This is a genomic window from Streptomyces sp. 8N114, assembly GCF_052245835.1.
Classification (GTDB): Bacteria; Actinomycetota; Actinomycetes; order Streptomycetales; family Streptomycetaceae; genus Streptomyces.
On sequence record NZ_JBQQBT010000007.1, the window covers coordinates 176031 to 192363 of the forward strand.

General features: G+C 69.2%; 18 protein-coding genes. 13 read left to right on the forward strand and 5 right to left on the reverse strand.

Annotated elements, in window-relative coordinates; genetic code table 11:
* Window positions 1-5 precede the first annotated feature (5 nt).
* The 6 genes from ACTWQF_RS17470 to ACTWQF_RS17495 all read left to right on the forward strand — a co-directional run bounded on the left by ACTWQF_RS17470 (window position 6) and on the right by ACTWQF_RS17495 (window position 5704).
* Window positions 6-374, forward strand: coding sequence for a hypothetical protein (locus ACTWQF_RS17470; RefSeq protein ID WP_443280325.1), 369 nt, complete (start codon window positions 6-8; stop codon window positions 372-374).
* An 11-nt stretch (window positions 375-385) separates the two neighbouring features.
* Window positions 386-808, forward strand: coding sequence for a transcriptional regulator GutM (locus tag ACTWQF_RS17475; protein WP_443280326.1), 423 nt, complete (start codon window positions 386-388; stop codon window positions 806-808).
* A gap of 294 nt (window positions 809-1102) precedes the next feature.
* A complete protein-coding gene (locus tag ACTWQF_RS17480) occupies window positions 1103-2434 on the forward strand; it encodes an NAD(P)H-dependent oxidoreductase (RefSeq protein WP_443280327.1) in 1332 nt (443 codons plus the stop codon).
* Window positions 2435-2474: 40 nt separating this feature from the next.
* On the forward strand, window positions 2475-3443 hold the full coding sequence (locus ACTWQF_RS17485; RefSeq protein WP_443280328.1) for a thiamine pyrophosphate-dependent dehydrogenase E1 component subunit alpha: 969 nt from the start codon (window positions 2475-2477) through the stop codon (window positions 3441-3443).
* A 33-nt stretch (window positions 3444-3476) separates the two neighbouring features.
* The gene (locus ACTWQF_RS17490; protein WP_443280329.1) at window positions 3477-4520 is read left to right on the forward strand and encodes an alpha-ketoacid dehydrogenase subunit beta; all 1044 of its coding nucleotides are present in this window, start codon (window positions 3477-3479) and stop codon (window positions 4518-4520) included.
* Window positions 4520-5704, forward strand: coding sequence for a dihydrolipoamide acetyltransferase family protein (locus tag ACTWQF_RS17495; protein ID WP_443280330.1), 1185 nt, complete (start codon window positions 4520-4522; stop codon window positions 5702-5704). Before ACTWQF_RS17490 ends, ACTWQF_RS17495 begins: the two co-directional genes overlap by 1 nt.
* Before the next feature lie 265 nt (window positions 5705-5969).
* On the opposite strand, the gene ACTWQF_RS17500 is transcribed toward ACTWQF_RS17495, so the two are convergent.
* Window positions 5970-6923, reverse strand: coding sequence for a sugar-binding transcriptional regulator (locus ACTWQF_RS17500; RefSeq protein ID WP_443280331.1), 954 nt, complete (start codon window positions 6921-6923; stop codon window positions 5970-5972).
* Window positions 6924-7425: 502 nt separating this feature from the next.
* Between ACTWQF_RS17500 and ACTWQF_RS17505 the strand changes: the two genes are divergently transcribed.
* From ACTWQF_RS17505 to ACTWQF_RS17530, 6 genes are all read left to right on the forward strand, one after another.
* Complete coding sequence (locus ACTWQF_RS17505) at window positions 7426-7740, forward strand: hypothetical protein (protein WP_443280332.1); 315 nt, start codon at window positions 7426-7428, stop codon at window positions 7738-7740.
* A gap of 149 nt (window positions 7741-7889) precedes the next feature.
* Window positions 7890-8330 carry a hypothetical protein gene (locus tag ACTWQF_RS17510; protein ID WP_443280333.1) on the forward strand — a complete coding sequence of 147 codons (441 nt, stop codon included), beginning with the start codon at window positions 7890-7892 and terminating at the stop codon, window positions 8328-8330.
* Between the two features lie 207 nt (window positions 8331-8537).
* A complete protein-coding gene (locus tag ACTWQF_RS17515) occupies window positions 8538-8999 on the forward strand; it encodes a GntR family transcriptional regulator (protein WP_443280334.1) in 462 nt (153 codons plus the stop codon).
* The gene (locus tag ACTWQF_RS17520; RefSeq protein WP_443280335.1) at window positions 8996-9937 is read left to right on the forward strand and encodes an ATP-binding cassette domain-containing protein; all 942 of its coding nucleotides are present in this window, start codon (window positions 8996-8998) and stop codon (window positions 9935-9937) included. The genes ACTWQF_RS17515 and ACTWQF_RS17520 overlap by 4 nt, the downstream gene beginning before the upstream one ends.
* The gene (locus ACTWQF_RS17525; RefSeq protein WP_443280336.1) at window positions 9934-11013 is read left to right on the forward strand and encodes a translation initiation factor IF-2; all 1080 of its coding nucleotides are present in this window, start codon (window positions 9934-9936) and stop codon (window positions 11011-11013) included. Before ACTWQF_RS17520 ends, ACTWQF_RS17525 begins: the two co-directional genes overlap by 4 nt.
* A 102-nt stretch (window positions 11014-11115) precedes the next feature.
* Window positions 11116-12681, forward strand: a complete 1566-nt coding sequence (locus tag ACTWQF_RS17530; protein WP_443280337.1) for a glycosyltransferase family 39 protein — start codon at window positions 11116-11118, stop codon at window positions 12679-12681.
* A gap of 79 nt (window positions 12682-12760) precedes the next feature.
* On the opposite strand, the gene ACTWQF_RS17535 is transcribed toward ACTWQF_RS17530, so the two are convergent.
* Window positions 12761-13684, reverse strand: a complete 924-nt coding sequence (locus ACTWQF_RS17535) for an RNA polymerase sigma-70 factor (RefSeq protein WP_443280338.1) — start codon at window positions 13682-13684, stop codon at window positions 12761-12763.
* A gap of 156 nt (window positions 13685-13840) precedes the next feature.
* Window positions 13841-14314 carry a carboxymuconolactone decarboxylase family protein gene (locus ACTWQF_RS17540; RefSeq protein WP_443280339.1) on the reverse strand — a complete coding sequence of 158 codons (474 nt, stop codon included), beginning with the start codon at window positions 14312-14314 and terminating at the stop codon, window positions 13841-13843.
* Between the two features lie 224 nt (window positions 14315-14538).
* On the opposite strand from ACTWQF_RS17540, the gene ACTWQF_RS17545 reads away from it, so the two are divergent.
* Window positions 14539-14913: a hypothetical protein gene (locus tag ACTWQF_RS17545; RefSeq protein ID WP_443280340.1), complete on the forward strand. Its 375-nt coding sequence runs from the start codon at window positions 14539-14541 to the stop codon at window positions 14911-14913.
* An 85-nt stretch (window positions 14914-14998) separates the two neighbouring features.
* Here the strand turns inward: ACTWQF_RS17545 and ACTWQF_RS17550 are convergent, their stop codons facing one another.
* Both ACTWQF_RS17550 and ACTWQF_RS17555 read right to left on the reverse strand, forming a co-directional pair.
* Window positions 14999-16084, reverse strand: coding sequence for a hypothetical protein (locus tag ACTWQF_RS17550; protein ID WP_443280341.1), 1086 nt, complete (start codon window positions 16082-16084; stop codon window positions 14999-15001).
* A 68-nt stretch (window positions 16085-16152) separates the two neighbouring features.
* Window positions 16153-16320, reverse strand: coding sequence for a hypothetical protein (locus tag ACTWQF_RS17555; RefSeq protein WP_443280342.1), 168 nt, complete (start codon window positions 16318-16320; stop codon window positions 16153-16155).
* Window positions 16321-16333: the final 13 nt, after the last annotated feature.

Genomic DNA, 16333 nt, shown 5'->3' on the forward strand with positions numbered 1-16333 from the left:
ACTCCATGAACGGCACCGATGACAGCACCCCGAAGGCGGAGGCACGTTGCGACTGCGGGGGAACTCTGGTTGAGGGCTCCATGGCCTTGCCGCTGCTCGGCTCCCCCCGTTTCGCCTGTCGTCTCGGCACCACCGAAGTCACCACCGAGGTGGCGGCCTTCATGTGTCTGAAGTGCGGGATCGTCCGGCTGCACGGTCGGCACCCGGAGCGGATCCGGAACGCGGTGGCGGCCAGGACGGTCCGCCGTCGCCACTCCCTTCGTCTGCCGCAGATCCCTGGACTGTCGGCCGGCTCGTCCCTCGAGTCAGAGGCCGAGCCGGGGCCGGCTGCCCACTCCCCTCGTGGGCACGGGGCCGAAACCGAAGGCCGCTGAGAAGAGGACTGATGGAACAACTTCCCTTGGCACTGCTGCTGCTCGGCGCCTTCGTGGTGTCGATGGCGTCGAGCCTGGCGCAGCACCGCTACTACATGCGCACCGTGAACCGGCTCACTGCCGAGGAGCACCGTGCGGGCGTCACTCTCGTCTCCGGACGCGCCACCGGGCGATTTCGCGGGGCTGTGGTGCTGTTGCTCGTACGGCAGAGTGACGAGGTCGTCGAACGTGCCCTGGTGATGCAGGGGATTTCGATCTTCGCCCGCTTCCGCGAAAGTCCCCAGCTTTCAGGCCAGTTGCGTACGGCGTCCTCCCGAGCCGCCTCGGCCGCCGCGGCTCGTGCGGTGGAGGACGCCCGCGACCGTTACCGCCGGATGCGGTCGGGCGGTAGGACCTTGCGCAGCGCCGTCGGCAGGACGAGGACGGCACGCTGAGCGACATGTGAACGGTGCGCCGCAACTGAGGCGTACCGCCGGTGCGAGCTGCTGCCGCACCGTGAAATCCCTTGAGCGGACTTCCGTGTGAGTGCCCACCGGAACCGAGCGTTCCGGTGGCAACGGCGATCAGCGGACGAAGACAGCGAGCACGGCAATCCCGCACGAGACGAGCCCTTGTCCCGGCAACGGCATGCGTGCTACCAAAGGAATCACTTAAGTGCATACAGTTTGCACCAATGTGCAAATGGCGCCCGTCGGTGGGCACCGACAGGGCACAGGAAGGACCGGAGCATGAGCTACATCGATCAGTTGCGGCAACGCGAGTTGGAGCTCGGGCGACCGGTCCGGGTGGGACTGGTCGGCGCCGGACAGATGGGTCTCGGTTTCGTCGCCCAAGTGACGCGCATACCGGGCATGGAGATCTCCGCAATCGCCGACATCGCTCCGGAACGCGGTCACGAGGCGTTCCGGCGCTCCCAGCGGGGGGTGGCGCTCTCCGGCGGTACGCCCGGCGAAAGGGCCGCGGCGGTGCTGCGCGGCCAGCCGGTCGTTGTCACCGACGCGCTCGACCTGGTCGCCCTCCCGATCGACATCATCGTCGACGCCAGCGGTGTGCCGGACGTCGGTGCGTCGGTCGGCTTCTTCGGACTTCTGGCGGGCAAGGACATCGCGCTGCTCAATGTGGAGTGCGACGTGACGATCGGCCTGCTGCTCACGACGGTTGCGCAGCAGACGGGCCGGGTCTACACGGTCTGCCGCGGCGACGAACCCGTGGAGTGCAAGCTTCTGGTGGAGTACGTGAGAGACATCGGGTTCGACGTGGTCTGCGCAGGCAAGGGCAAGAACAACCCCCTCGACCCGACGGCGACCCCCGAGGCGCTGGCCGAACAGGCCGAGGCGAAGCACATGAACCCCAAGATGCTGGCCAGCTTTGTCGACGGCTCCAAGACGATGATCGAGATGGTCGCGCTGGCCAATGCGACCGACCTGCAGATCAGCCAGCGCGGTATGACAGGGCCCCGCGTAACGGTCGAGGACCTGGCCTGGGCGTTCCGCCCCAAGGAAGACGGGGGAGTGCTCCCCGGCACCGGGGTGGTCGACTACTGCACCGGCCCGGTCGCGCCCGGTGTGTTCGTCATCGGCCACTGCACCGATCCGGTCGTCACCGCCGAGATGAAGTACCTGACGATGGGGGAAGGTCCCTATTACGCCTTCTATCGGCCCTTCCACCTGGCCAGTGTCGAAGCCCCGCTCTCGGTGGCCGAGGCGGTGCTGGAACGGACCGCGAGCCTCGCCCCCACAGTGTGGAACGCCGAGGTGGTCGCGGTCGCCAAGCGTGATCTGCGTACAGGCGAACGCGTCGACGGCATCGGTGGATCCACGGTGTACGGCCTCGCCGAAAGCGCCAGGACGGCCGCCGACCAGGATCTGGTGCCCCTCGGCCTGGTCAGTGGAGCCGAAGTACTGCGCGACGTCCCGGCCGGAACCGTGCTCACCTCCCAGGACGTACGGATCGACCAGAACACCATGATCGCGACGCTACGGCGTCTGCAGGACCGGCTGCTCGCCGGGCAGCGGATCGACCTGCCGGTGGCGGGTCCGACCGAGTCCCTGGCCGCATGACGAGGAACAGGGTTCCTGGCCGCACGAGGAGGAACAGGCCATGGATCTGATCAAGGATGCTGAGGCCGCCCGCTCCGCACTCACCACGATGTGGACGATCCGCCGGTTCGAGGAAGCCGTCGACGACCTCTTCGCCCGCGGCATGATGCACGGCACCATGCACCTGTCGATCGGTCAGGAGGCCGTACCGGTCGGTGCCTGCGCCGAACTTCGGGACGGCGACTACATCACCTCCACGCACCGCGGCCACGGACACTGCATCGCCCGCGGCGCCCAGCTGGACCGCATGATGGCCGAACTGCTCGCCAAGGAAACCGGCTACTGCCGTGGCCGTGGGGGATCCATGCACATCGCCGACGTGGCGACGGGCAACCTCGGGGCCAACGGCATCGTCGCCGGCGGTGTCCCCATCGCGGCGGGCGCCGCGCTGGCGAGCAAGCTGCGCGGTGAACAGCGGGTCGCGCTGAGCTTTTTCGGGGACGGCGCTGTCAACGAGGGGGCATGGCACGAGGGGGTCAACCTTGCCGCCGTCTGGGATCTGCCCGTGGTGTTCATCTGCGAGAACAACAACTACGGCATGTCGATGTCCGTACAGCGTGCCTTCCGCGTGGAACACCTGGCCGAGCGCGCCGCCGGCTACGGCATCCCCGGCGTGACGGTGGACGGCAACGACGTGCCCGCCGTCCAAGAGGCCGTCCGCACCGCCGTCGAACGGGCCCGGGCGGGCGGCGGCCCCACCTTCGTGGAAGCCGTCACCTACCGGTGGAAGGGCCACTCCAAGAGCGACAAGAACCTCTACCGCACCCGCGAGGAAATCGAACGGTGGCGTGAGCAGGACCCGATCGCCCGCTACGCGGCCACTCTGCTGGACGTCGGCACGATCACCGAGACCGAGGCCGAGCAGTGCCAGGCCGACGCACGGGAGGCCGTGCGCGAGGCCGTGCGCATCGCGAACGCCGCCCCCGATGCCGGCGCCGCAGAACTCACCTCCGCCGTCTACGCCGACTGACCTCGGACCCGACCGACCCTCGGAGAACCACCGATGACGACCACACTCCCGAGCACCGGGCCGACGAGCCAGCCGTCGTCGGACGACCCGGCAGAGCGCAGCATCACCTACGCCGAAGCGGTTCGCGAGGCCCTCGCCGAAGCGATGCAGGCCGATTCCCGTGTCTTCCTCCTCGGCGAGGACATCGGCGTCTACGGAGGTGCCTTCGGCGTCACCGGCGACCTGGTGCACCGCTTCGGCGAGGACCGGGTACGCGACACACCGATCAGCGAACTGGGCATCGTCGGCGCGGCGGTCGGCGCCGCGCTGGCCGGTATGCGGCCGGTGGTCGAGATCCAGTTCTCCGACTTCACGGCTCAGGCCATGGACCAGATCGCCAATCAGGCCGCGAAGATCCACTTCATGCTGGGCGGTGCAGCGCGCGTCCCCCTGGTGCTGCGTGCCCCCAGCGGCTCCGGCACCGGCGCCGCCGCCCAGCACTCCCAGAGCCTGGAGACCTGGTTCGCCCACATACCCGGGCTGAAGGTCGTCATGCCCGCGACCGCTGCCGACGCCAAAGGGCTGCTGCTCGCCGCCGTCGACGACCCCAACCCGGTGATCGTGCTCGAGCACAAGCTGCTGTACAAGCAGACCGGCCCGGTGCCCGCCGGCGCCGATCGCATCCCCCTCGGACAGGCGGCTGTTCGCCGCCAGGGCCAGGACCTGGCCATCGTGGCCACCGGTGTCATGGTGGCCCGGGCCATGGAAGCCGCCCAGCAGCTCGCCGAAGACGGCATCACGGCAACGGTCATCGACCCCCGCACTCTCGTCCCCCTGGATGAAGCAACGATCATCTCGGCAGTGGCTGCCACCGGGCGGGCCCTGCTGGTCCAGGAAGCTCCGCAGAACTGCGGCTACATGGCAGAGATCGCCGCGCGGATCGCCGACTCCGAGGCATTCGGCTATCTGCGGGCCCCGATCCGGCGGCTCAGCGGCCTGGACGTGCCGGTGCCCTACGCCCCGCAGTTGGAGCGCGCGGCGGTGCCGCAGGTCCCCGACATCGTGGCCGAGGCCACCCGCCTGGTCAGGTCGTGGTGATGACCGAGATCCCGCTGGTCATGCCCAAAATGTCCATGACGATGGAGGAAGGCGTCCTCCTCGTCTGGCACAAGGCCGAAGGCGACGTGATCCGCTCCGGTGACGTGGTCTGCGAAGTGATGACCGACAAGGTCGACATGGAGGTGGAGTCCCCCGTCGACGGCACCCTGCTCCGCCTGGTGGCCCAGCCGGAGCAGACGGTCGCCGTCGGCGAGCCGATCGCGTACCTCGCCAGTTCAGCGGACGACTTGCTCGGTGACCTCCTCCCAGGACCACCTGCACCCGACGGCTCCCTGCCCGCGCCGGAGCAGCCCGCGCACGAGCAGGCCATCCCCGGGCCCACGGTGGCGCCCTCCGCCTCGACACGCGTGCCGATGGTGCCGCTTGCCCGACGACGGGCGACCGAGCTCGGCGTGGACCCCGCGACGCTCATCGGCACCGGACCGGGCGGGACCATCAGAGTCACGGACGTGGAGACGGCCCCCCGGCCGACAGCACACGCGACTCCCGCACCGCCCAGCCAGGCATCCGGCACCGGCACGCCGACAGCGCGCCGCAGATCTCGTACGACGGTCGCCCGCCAGACCAGTGCCGGCGCCGCCATCCCGCAAGCCGTCGTCTACCGCGACCTCGACCTCGAAGCCCTCGTGGCACACCGAGGGACGTTCCGCTGGTCCAGCCTGATCGTCAGGGCGTACGCCGATGCCCTGCGCGGCAGCCCGCTCAACGCCCGATGGACGGGGGAGGGGAGCGAGGTGTGGTCCGCTGTCGCGGTGGCCATGAGGGTGGACACCGAACGTGGCCCGCTCGCCCCCGTGCTGGCCGACCCGGACCAACTGCCCGTCGACGAACTGGACGAGAGCCTCGGGCGCCTGGCCGACCAGGCGCGCAGCGGCAGGGTGCCCCTGCAGCACCTGACCACGGCTACGACCACCGTGTACGACCTCGGAGACATGGGCGTCGATGCCTTCCAGGAGCTGCTCACCCCGCCCCAGGCCACCGTACTTTCGATAGGAACAGTGGCTCCGCAAGTCGTCCCCGCCGCCGACGCTGTGGAGCTCCGCACCCGCTGCCGGGTCGGCCTCACCGTCGATCGCCGGGTCGGCGACTGCCTGGACGCCGCCCGCCTGCTCATCGCGGTGCAGCGGCGTCTGGACGAACCGAGCTGGTTCGGATGGGGGTGATCAGGCCCCATCCTCGCCACCGCCGGTGGCCCCTGAACGCGCTGCCGCTCGTCCACATTTCCTGGCCCTGCCTGCCGGTGGACGCGGCGGCAGCGTGCTGTCCTGGTTCGGCGGACAAGTCGCGTGCGGGAGGACGTCAAGATCTGACGCCCGGAGCCCGGCGGGCAGTTGGGTCTCCGGCCGGACTTCGCAAGACGTGCGCTGGTACGTCCGCCCGAAGGGGCCCACCGGGCCGCGTCACAGGGGCCGGAAGGTACCCGGACGGTCACCGAGCGGCTGCGGAAAGCAGCGCCTCGGCCAGCGGAGTGTCGCAGACGAGAACGTTCACGTACTGGCCGCGCAGCGCGCCGAGCACTCCGCGGGCCTTCTCGACACCCGCGGCCAGGCCCACCACGGTCGGAATCCGACGGAGATCTTCGAGCGAGACGGCCAGCACCCTGTCCTGCACGGCTCCGGTCACCGGGTTGCCGTCCTCGTCGAAGAACCGGGCGCACACATCGCCCACCGGCTTCGCCGCTTCGAAGGCCGCCCGCTCGCGGTCGCTCAGGTTGAGCGAGTCGATGACGGCTGCCGACGACCCCACCCCCGCCGCGCCGATACCCACGCAGGCCACGGACGACTTACGGCTTGCGTCCAGCACGGAGATGATGGACGGCTCTGCCATCAGGGTGTCCCGCGATGCCTTGGTTCCCAGCAAGGCGGGCGCGTGCAGTCGCCGGTAGCTGGTGCCGAGGCGGTCGGCCAGCTCGCGCACCAGCTCCTCGCCGGTGATCTCCGACGTCACAGAGGAAAGCCCACCGACCAGGGGGAGCACTTCCACCGGGAGCTTCTGCTCGGCCGGGACGGCGCGCACCATGGCCTGCAGCGTGCGCCCCCAGGACAGCGAGATGCCGGCGCCGGGCTGCTCCGTGCTCAGTATCCAGCTGGCCGCCAGTTCTCCCACCTTCGTGAGCGCCGACTCGTCGTCGCTCACCGAGGCCACACGGCAGGCCGACATTCCGAAAGCGGCTTGCAGCCGCTCCTCCAGGTCCAGCTCACGTCCGGCCGGATCGTTGATCTTTATCTCCACTATCCCCTGGGCACGTGCGGCGGCCAGGATGCGTGAGACGTTGGAGCGGCTGACCCCCAAGGCGCTGGCGACCTGCTGCTGCGAGAGATTGTCCTGGTAGTAGAGCCGTGCGGCCTTCACCAGCAAGTCGTGTTCGCGGGACGCCGGCATGCCTATCCCTTCGCCTGCGCTTCTTCACATCTGCCCAGATTCTTGCACACCCGACCAGCGGGTGTTCCCCTCGGAGAGCAGCAGGGTGGAGTTCGGCCAGAAAGCGGTGTGTATCCGGCCGCCGACCGCAGAGTGTGCATGTGTGACGGTGACGCGAAGGAAGACCGTCGGGCCGGGAACGCTCGAAATGGTGGATGGCCTTCCGGTGGTACGGCCCAGGTGGGCAGGGCCTTACCACCTGTATGCGACCAGGGCGCATTGCGGCGGTGGGTGGTGCGCGGACCTGGACAGGGAAGCGATGTCCGTGCAATTCTTTTCACGTCCGTGAATCTTATGCTCACGTATGTGCACACCGACCGGGGCGGCTCGATCACTCTCAGCTGACAGCGTCTGTCACCCGGCGCGTGGAACGGCCGCGCCGGGCGCCACCGCGATCCTGACCGGTTGCTGCACGCCTTGCACGACAGCGCGGTGGGGCACCGAGAAAGCCAAGGAGCCGACAATGATCGAGACCGATACGGAGACCGCGTACCTGGAATGCACCTGCGGTGGCGAGCGGCTTCATCGGCTCACCTATGTCCACGGCTGCCTGCTGACGATCGTCTGTGACAACTGCGGCAGAACCACCGCGATGCCCAGGGAGCTGGTCCTGGGTCAGTACACACGGGACTTCCGCGACCGCATTGGCCGACTCCCGGCGAAGCTTCGGTCCGACGCCCGTGAACGTCCCGTGCGTTTCGTCTTCAGCCTTCCGGTGAAGGCGATCGGCAAGGTCGGCCAAGTCATACACGAAATCAAGCTGATATCCCGCACCTGACCTCACCCACCGTGATCGGCCGTTGGCTCGCAGCGCGCCGGAACCCACACGGTTCCTGACGTCGGAGCGCGAACTGTCCCCGAAGACGGGGCACTTCCAGACCGTGGTCTTCGACGGCAAGCGCAGGAGAGAGCCACGACAATGGCTCCATGAGGACTGAAGAGGACACCCCGCTTGCTGAACGCGTTCTGCTCATCGAGAGCCGTGCCGACGAGGGTGCTCTCACGGCCATTGGTCAAGGGCTTCCCCGGCGTTCCGCGAAGGAGGAAGCCCTCTTCCTCTCTTACAACTACGCGGATGTGCCGGTGGGTAGAAGTTTCCACTGTTGCTTCCGACGCTCCGACGAGAGCGATGTCGTCTCGGTGACCACGACTGTCGTGGCGGTCACCCAGCAGTTCGGAGTCGCGTTGGACGTGATCCCTCACGGCTGGAAGGCGCTGGCCGTGTTGAGGTTCGAGCCTGAGATCCCCGCGATGGTCCGTGACCTCCCCGAGGCCGCTGGATGGTTCGACCAGCCCATCTCCGTCTATGTCTCGGACAGTGACACCTGGGAAGCGCGAGCCGCCGGCAGGCAGCGCAATATGAGCTGACAGCAGCACGTCCTACGCGCCCTGCTTTCCGGTTCGGACCAGGTTCCACCGGGTCCGCGCAGAGGCTCCCATCGGTGCCTGCGGGCCTGACCCGTCCCTTCCCAACGCGGGGGAGAGCGGGGCCGATTCGTGCGTACGCCGCCCAAGAGCTCGGTTGACAGGGGAGTTGGGCGAGCCGCATCATCATTCCACTAACTGATTAGTGGAATGGTGGTGGAAGTGGTCGAGTACCGCATCGACCGGCGCAGCGGCGTCGCCACCTACCTGCAGATCGTCCAGCAGACGAAGCAGGCGCTGCGCCTCGGCCTGCTCAAGCCGGGGGACCGGTTGCCCACGGCCAAGGAGGTCGTCTCGGCCACCGCGATCAACCCCAACACCGTGCTGAAGGCGTACCGCGAACTGGAGCGGGAGGGGCTGGTCGAACCGCGGCCGGGGCTCGGCACCTTCGTCCAGCGGTCGCTGGCGCGGCCCGAGGCCGGCCCCGACTCGCCGCTGCGTGCCGAACTGAGCGCCTGGACGGAGCAGGCCCGCGCCGCCGGGCTCGACAGGGACGACATCGCCGCACTGGTCGCCTCCGTCCTGGACGAGTGCTTCGGCGAGGGCCGTGACCAGCGCCTCGGCGACGGCGCGCCCCGCACCACAGATCCTGCGAACGGGGAGAGCGAGTGACTGACACAACCGAGGCCCCAGGTGCCGTCGAGGCAGCGGGGCTCACCAAGAGGTACCGGACCCGCTGGGCGCTGCGGGACTGTACGTTCCGGCTCCCCGCGGGGCGGATCTGCGCGCTCGTCGGCCCGAACGGCTCCGGCAAGAGCACCCTCCTCGCGCTGGCCGCCGACCTGGCGGCAGCGGACGCCGGCACGGTGCGGCTGTTCGGCGAGCCGCCGTCCGCCCCGGGCACCCGGCGGCGAGTGGCCTTCGTCGCCCAGGACAAGCCGCTCTACCCGCGCTTCACCGTCGCCGAGACACTGCGGCTCGGCCGCGAACTGAACGCCGGCTGGGACCAAGCCTCGGCCGAGCGCGTCGTGGCGGAAGCCGACGTACCGCTCACCGCGCGCGTCGGCTCCCTCTCCGGCGGCCAGCGCACGTGTGTGGCGCTTGCCCTCGCACTCGGCAAGCGTGCCGAACTGCTGCTGCTCGACGAGCCGTTGTCCGACCAGGACCCGTTGCGGCGCAGCCGGATGATGAGCGCCCTCATGGCCGAGGCCGCCGAACACGGCACCACCGTGGTGATATCCACCCATGTGCTCGCCGAGGCCGACGGGGTCTGCGATTATCTGCTGCTGCTCGGCGAGGGGCGGATACGGCTGGCGGGTGAGACGGAGACGTTGCTGGCCTCCCACCACATGGTCACCGGCGCACTGCGGCGGGACGCGGCTCCGCCGCCCGACCTGGACCGGTACACCGTGGTCGAACAGCGGGTGACAGGGCGCCAGTTCACGGCCCTCGTACGGGCAGAGCAGGCACCCGCGGGCGACGCGTGGGTGGTTGCCGAACCGACGCTGGAGGAGATCCTGCTCGGCTACCTGCGCTCCCCGCAGGCTCCGCCGCAGCTGACCCCCAGTGCGCGGGTGCGCCTTCCGGACGCCGGGGAGGTGGCTGCATGAGTGCCCTCGTCTCCCGGACCGGCTCCCGGTTCGCCGTCGGCCCTCGCTTGCGCGGCCTGACCTGGCTGACCTGGCGGCAGCACCGGGCCGCGTTCGGCGCGGCGGCCGTGCTGTTCCTGCTGGTCGTTTCGTACTTCGTATGGCAGCGGGCGGAGCTGAGCGGTTTCGTCGACAGGTACGACATCGGTCCCTGCGTGGGCCACGGTTGCGGCCTTCCCCGGTCGGACTCCGTGAGCAAGACGCCACCGGAGTTCGCGATGAGCCGCCTCCAGAGCGAGGTGATCGAGCCGCTGTCCCTCGGCGGGTACGTACTCCTCGCGCTGCCGGTGCTGATCGGCGTCTTCGTCGGGGCCCCGCTCATCGCACGGGAGCGGGAGACCGGCATTTACAAGCTGTCGTGGACCCAGTCGTACGGCCCCGAGCGTTGGCTCGCTCACCAGCTCGCCCTGCTGGCCGCCGGAACCGTGGCCATGACCGGGGTGCTGGCTGCCGTGTACCGGTGGTGGTGGGGGTCCGTGGACCATGTCGTGCGCGATCTCCAGTCGTATACGGGGACCAACACGGTGCACAACCCCTGGTACGTGGCGGTGTCCTTCTTCACCAGCGGACCGGTGTTCGTAGGCGTGGCCCTGCTGGCGCTGGTCCTCGGCACCATGTCGGGTCTGCTGCTGCGGCGGACCTTGCCCGCCATGGTGCTGACCCTGGCCGGCACCGTAGGCGCGCAGTTCGCCTTGGTGAGCGCGCTGCCCCATGTGATGCCGCCGGAGACCGTCTACGCCAAGCCGATGCTGCTGGGCGACACCCAGCCGTTGGACACCTGGTGGCAGGGAGACGACTCCGCGGGCTTCCTGCTGCGGTCCGGGCGGCATGTGCCAGACGGGATGTGCTCGGACAAGTACATCGACGACAACACCCTCTCCAGCTGCCTGACCGACAACGACGTCGTCAAACAATGGGCGGAGGTCCACCCTTACAGCCACTACTGGCCCCTCCAGTGGATCGAGACCGGGATCTGCCTGGTCGCGGCTGCCGCTCTCACCCTCTTCTGCCTGCGCCGGATCCGCCACCGGCCGTAAGCGGCGCCCCTCGCCCTGAGTCGAGCGGTGCCCCACCACCGCGCCCGGGCGTTGCCCACGCCTGCGCGGACATCCCTCCACATGAACGGAGCTCCCTCCACCATGGCCACCACCACCGCGGTCACGCCTGCCGCCGACCGGTCCGCGACAGCCCTCGGCGACGGCTCCGGCGTGTGGAACTCCCACGGTCCGCCCGGGAAGCGCGCGCCCTCCCGTACCGAGTTCGTGGCGGTCGCCCTCGTTCCCGCCGCGCTCATGCTCGGCATGGGGCTGTGGGGCATCCGGCGCGAGAACTCCATGTGGCGGGACGAGTCGACGACGTACCAGGTCGCGCACCGCAGCCTGGGCGAACTGTGGCACCTGCTGGGCAGCATCGATGCGGTGCACGGCCTCTACTACCTGTTCATGCACGGCGTTTACGCCGTGTGGGACGGCGGGCTCCTCGCCCTGCGGCTCCCCTCCGTGCTGGCCATGGCCGTCGCTGCCACAGGCGTCGCACTGGTGGGCCGACGGCTGGTCGGACCCCGGGCGGGGCTCGCCGCAGGGATGGCCTTCCCCCTGCTGCCGATGGTGCAGAAGTACGCACAGGAAGGGCGCTCTTACGCGTTCGTCTGTGCGGCGGTCGCCTGGGCCACGTATCTGCTGCTGTGCGCGGTGGACGAGCCCCGCAGGCGGATCTGGTGCGCGTATGCGTCCGTGCTGTCCGTCGGCTGTCTGCTGCACGAGTTCGCGGTGCTCGTCCTGCTCGCCCACGGTGCCGCGCTGCTCAAGTCGCGGGTTCCCCGTACGGTGCTGTGGTCCTGGGCGCGTGGCGCTCTCGCGGTCGCCGTTGTGCTGGCGCCGCTGGCGCTGATCAGCAAGCAGCAGGAGGCCCAGATCGCGTCCCTGGAGCCGCCCAGCGGGATGGAACTGCTGCGCTTCGGCATCATGGTGGCGCCGGGCGCCCTGTTCGCCTGCGTCCGGCCGACCGCGCGGGGGCTGTCGACGCGGGGTCCGGTCGGCCTGCGGACGGTTGACCTGCGGACGGTTGGCCTCTTCCTCCTCGTACTGCCGTCCGCCGTGCTGATGCTGGTGTCTTTCGTCCACCCGCTCTACTCCGACCGGTACGTCATGTACTCGGCGATCGGGCTCGCGCTGCTGGCGGGCGGCGCCGTCGACTGGGCGCTGCGCGCGCTGCCCACGGTGCTCGTCGCCGTGCTGGTCGTCGCCGTACTGGCGGGCCTGCTGCCCGCGTGGCTGCAGGTGCGGCGGCCCGAGGTCCACATGGACGACACCAACGCGACCGCGGCCGCCGTGGCGCGGATGACGCGAACCGGCGACGGAGTGCTGTTCACGCCGTGGCGGCGGCGCGAGGGCAGCCTGTCCCACCCCCAGGAGTACCGCGGACTGCGTGACCTGGCCCAGGCCGAATCCCCCCGCCGCTCGGGCACGTTGTGGGGGGTGGAGCTCCCTGCCGAGCGCATCCGTACTCGCGTTCGGGCCGTCGACCGGTTGCTGGTGCTGAGCGACCCGCCGAACGGTAAGCAGGAGGACCCGGAGAACGCTCAGGAGCGCGCGAAGCGGGACGTCCTCAAGCAGAACTTCCACGTCTGTGCACGCGAGAAGGCGGGGCGCATGGTGCTCACCCTCTACGCAGCTCGCCCCGGCCTGTGTCAGGACCGCTCCTGACTTTCCCCACGGGCGAGGCGACGAGGCACCGACCTGCTGCCGCAGGGTCAGCAGTGGAACAAGCACGCCCCTCCCGAGGTCAGTTCGGCCGCCTGCGGGCCTGCTTCACCTCGCGGTCGATGGCCCAGGCGTCGGCCACCGGCCCGAGGTGCCCGATCTTGTCGGGGTTGATCACCCCGCGGATCGTCTGAATCTGCCCGTCGAGCACATCGAGGGCCAAGACGTGGAGCACCTTGCCGTCCCGGTCGCGGAAGATCGCGCCAGGCTGGCCGTTGACCTCGTGCGGCTCGAACGACACGTCGATCCGGATCAGCTGGGGGAAGAACATGCCCAGCACCCGGGCCACGTTCTCCGCGCCCATGACGGCCTTGGCCAGCTGCGGAGCCTTGCCGCCGCCGTCCCCGACCAGCTGGACATCGGCGGCCAGCAGTTCCTGCAGTCCGCCCACATCGCCGTCCTTCAGCGCATCGAAGAACCGCGTCGCCAACTCCTGCCGCTCCTGCCGGTCCGCCTCGAACCGCGGGCGTCCGGCATCCATATGCCGCCGCGCCCGCACCAGCAGCTGTCGGCATGCCGACTCCGAACGCCCCACCGCCGCAGCGACCTCGTCGAATCCGAAGGCGAACACCTCCCGCAGCACAAACACTGCCCGCTCCAGCGGGCTGAGCCGCTCCAGCAGCACCAGCGACGCCATCGACACCGAGTCCGCCAGCTCCACCGACCGCGCCGGGTCCTGATACGGATCGCTCAGCAGCGGCTCGGGAAACCACGGGCCCACGTACTCCTCCCGCCGCACCCGCGCGGAGCGCAGCACATCGATCGAGATCCGCGTCACCGTGGCCGACAAAAAGGCCTTCGTCGACGTGGGCCGGGTCGCCGAGCGGTCGAAACGCAGCCATGTCTCCTGCACCGCGTCCTCGGCCTCACCCACACTGCCCAGAATCCGATACGCGATCGAAAACAGCAGCGGCCGCAGCTCCTCGAACTCCTCGACCTTGCTCACGCCGCATCCCCTCCCCGTGAAGCCCTCCCACCCGGCCGAACTCGCCGGTGCGGGCATCTACTGCTGATCATCCGGCCCACCGGCAGACCGGAGCAAAGCCGCTCGGACCGGGGCCCGGAGCCCGCAGCCGGGCCCCGAGCCTGTTGCCGATGCCGTTCAGTGGAACTGCCCCGGCTCGTAATCGCCGGCCGGCTGTTGGGTGATGATGTTCAGCCGGTTCACCGTGTTCATGAAGGAGATCATGATCACCAGGGCGGTGAGCTGCTCCTCGTCGTAGTGCTTGGCGGCGCGTGCCCACACCTCGTCGCTGACCCCACCGGCGGCATCCGCGACCCGAGTCCCCTCCTCCGCCAGCTCCAGCGCGGCACGTTCGGCCTCGGTGAAGACCGTGGCTTCCCGCCACGCCGCGACCAGGTTCAGCCGCACCGAGGTCTCGCCGGCAGCGGCGGCCTCTTTGGTGTGCATGTCGATGCAGACGGCACAGCCGTTGATCTGACTCACGCGAAGCGCCAAGAGCTCCTGCGTGGCGGTCGGCAGCGACGAGTCCTTGAGCGCCTTGCCCGCCGACATGAAATGCTTGAGGGCCTTGCCGGCGGTCGGGTCGGCGAAGTAGTTCAGTCGCGCGTCCATGGTGTGCTCCTCTGTGGTCGTCAGTGGCTACACCCCCTGAGACGGGGTAGCCCGATCCCCTGTGACACGGACACATGTGACCTGCGTCTCCCAGCCGTCGCCGCACGTCAGCCACACTCATGGGTTGTGCTCCCTGTTCCCCGTTCCCCGCTCCCAGTGGCCGGGGAGGCGGGACGAGTGCCCGTACTCATCCAGCGGCCGGCTGCGGCGGCCAGACTGATCTCATGAACCGGCCTGACCAACTCGCCACCGGCACCAGCAGCGAGACGTGCGCTATCTCCCTCGGCGTGCCCCTGTGGGCCGTGACCTTGCTGTCCCTCGGCTATCTGTTCTGGCTGTTCACCAAGGCGATCGGCGCCATCTTCGCGATGGGCCTCGTCGGCTGGTTCGGTGCCGACCCCGATCTGTCCGGGCACATCCGGAGGGACAGCCTGCTCCTGGGACTCGGGGCCACGGCCGTAAGCGCAGTCGCTTGCGGCCTCGCCTACTGCTTCCCCGCCATGCGCGCTCTGCCGGGCAGCCACCAGTTCACGGTGCTCGGGGCACTCTCGTCCGTCGCCCCGATGGCAGCGGCAGTCCGGGCGGCCACCACCCGGTGACCGGGTCCACCGTCCGCCGCGGCTCAGCGCTCTTCCGGTGCCGGTCCGTTGGCGAACCACTCGCGCATGACCCGTCGGACAAGCCTTAGCCGCTGATGTAGATGAGGGCGGTGCGTTGTGGCCCGACCAGGAGGAGGCAGGAATCTGCCTCGCCGTACAGGACCGATTCGAGGGGGAAGTTCTTGGCGTAGGCGAGAAGGGGTGGGATTCCGGACGCCCCGGTGGTCTCGGTGACGAGGGTTTCGAGGAGGTCGCGGGCCAGCCAGGAGACGAGCTCGTCGCCGGGGATCTCGGGCGTCGTGGAGTCGAACTCCCAGACCAGGGTCTGGGCCCGGGCCGCCGCGACCATGTTCAGCTCGGACTCGGTCAGCACGGCCTTCAGTGAGTCAGCGTCCAGTGCCCAGAGGACGTCGTCGGTGTCGTCGTCGCCCTCCTCTGCGATCAGCCAGTGTTCGTCTCCGGTCCAGCCCGCGCGGAAGGCGGCGTCGGGGTCGGCGACGTTCAGGTCGATGTCATGGGTTCCGAAGGCCACCTCGAAGGTGACGGCGTCGGTGTTGTTGATCTGGAGGAATTCGCTGAGCAGTGTCGTGACGCAGGCGATCCGGTACGCGGGCGCATCGTCGGCTTCGGGGGCGACCGCAGCGGGGGCCAGTGCCAGCCGCCTTGTCCTCTTGCCGGAGCGCACCAGCAGGTGCAGTTCATCGTCCAGTGCGGGGCCGCCCGGCTCGGCGGACACGGTGATCCGCAGCAGGTCCGTACCGTCTGCTGCCAGGTAACCGCTCAGGTAACCCGCGAGCGCCCGGCCTCGCTGGTCCAAGCCCTCGGGTCCCGACTCCAATGCTTCGATGAGCAACGCGAACGGCTGCTCCGCGCCGGCGTCCGGCAGGCCCCACGAGGCGTGCAAGGGGCTGACAGATGTCTCGTCCGGGTCATGGATGTCGAACCGCTCAACACCCACCGGATGTCGCCGCCCCTCAGGGTCGGTGAACGTCGACGGGAACACCCCGTAATCCGACACCTTGGCCAGGGAGGGCGCGGCAGTCCACTCTTCCTCATAGGACGGGGGAGCTTCGCCGCCGACGACCGCCAGCCGCCATCGCGGCAGCCACAGCGCGAACAGATGCTCCAAGGCTTCGAACGGGCCGATATGGCGAATCTCCGCCTCCGTCAACGTCCCACCCCGAGGTCCATGCTTGTGATCACCGCAGAGCCTATCGTCATGGTCACCTTGTTGACTGGTCAGCCAGCCGAACCCGGTGAACGTACGCGGCACAGCAGCAGGGCGAGGTGCAGTTCCTCGTGCACCTGGCCGGTATCGGCGCGGACGCCGCGGAGTTCGGCGTAAGCCACTTCGTCGCGGTGGCGGCGTTGCTGGTTGTGCTCGGTTGTGGCGCGGACGGCGTCCAAGGCAAGGCGGTTG

Bases quoted from the DNA above. Each gene is read 5' to 3' on its own strand.
- ACTWQF_RS17470 (WP_443280325.1), top strand. From the start codon at position 6: ATGAACGGCACCGATGACAGCACCCCGAAGGCGGAGGCACGTTGCGAC.
- ACTWQF_RS17475 (WP_443280326.1), top strand. From the start codon at position 386: ATGGAACAACTTCCCTTGGCACTGCTGCTGCTCGGCGCCTTCGTGGTG.
- ACTWQF_RS17480 (WP_443280327.1), top strand. From the start codon at position 1,103: ATGAGCTACATCGATCAGTTGCGGCAACGCGAGTTGGAGCTCGGGCGA.
- ACTWQF_RS17485 (WP_443280328.1), top strand. From the start codon at position 2,475: ATGGATCTGATCAAGGATGCTGAGGCCGCCCGCTCCGCACTCACCACG.
- ACTWQF_RS17490 (WP_443280329.1), top strand. From the start codon at position 3,477: ATGACGACCACACTCCCGAGCACCGGGCCGACGAGCCAGCCGTCGTCG.
- ACTWQF_RS17495 (WP_443280330.1), top strand. From the start codon at position 4,520: ATGACCGAGATCCCGCTGGTCATGCCCAAAATGTCCATGACGATGGAG.
- ACTWQF_RS17500 (WP_443280331.1), bottom strand. From the start codon at position 6,923: ATGCCGGCGTCCCGCGAACACGACTTGCTGGTGAAGGCCGCACGGCTC.
- ACTWQF_RS17505 (WP_443280332.1), top strand. From the start codon at position 7,426: ATGATCGAGACCGATACGGAGACCGCGTACCTGGAATGCACCTGCGGT.
- ACTWQF_RS17510 (WP_443280333.1), top strand. From the start codon at position 7,890: ATGAGGACTGAAGAGGACACCCCGCTTGCTGAACGCGTTCTGCTCATC.
- ACTWQF_RS17515 (WP_443280334.1), top strand. From the start codon at position 8,538: ATGGTGGTGGAAGTGGTCGAGTACCGCATCGACCGGCGCAGCGGCGTC.
- ACTWQF_RS17525 (WP_443280336.1), top strand. From the start codon at position 9,934: ATGAGTGCCCTCGTCTCCCGGACCGGCTCCCGGTTCGCCGTCGGCCCT.
- ACTWQF_RS17530 (WP_443280337.1), top strand. From the start codon at position 11,116: ATGGCCACCACCACCGCGGTCACGCCTGCCGCCGACCGGTCCGCGACA.
- ACTWQF_RS17540 (WP_443280339.1), bottom strand. From the start codon at position 14,314: ATGGACGCGCGACTGAACTACTTCGCCGACCCGACCGCCGGCAAGGCC.
- ACTWQF_RS17545 (WP_443280340.1), top strand. From the start codon at position 14,539: ATGAACCGGCCTGACCAACTCGCCACCGGCACCAGCAGCGAGACGTGC.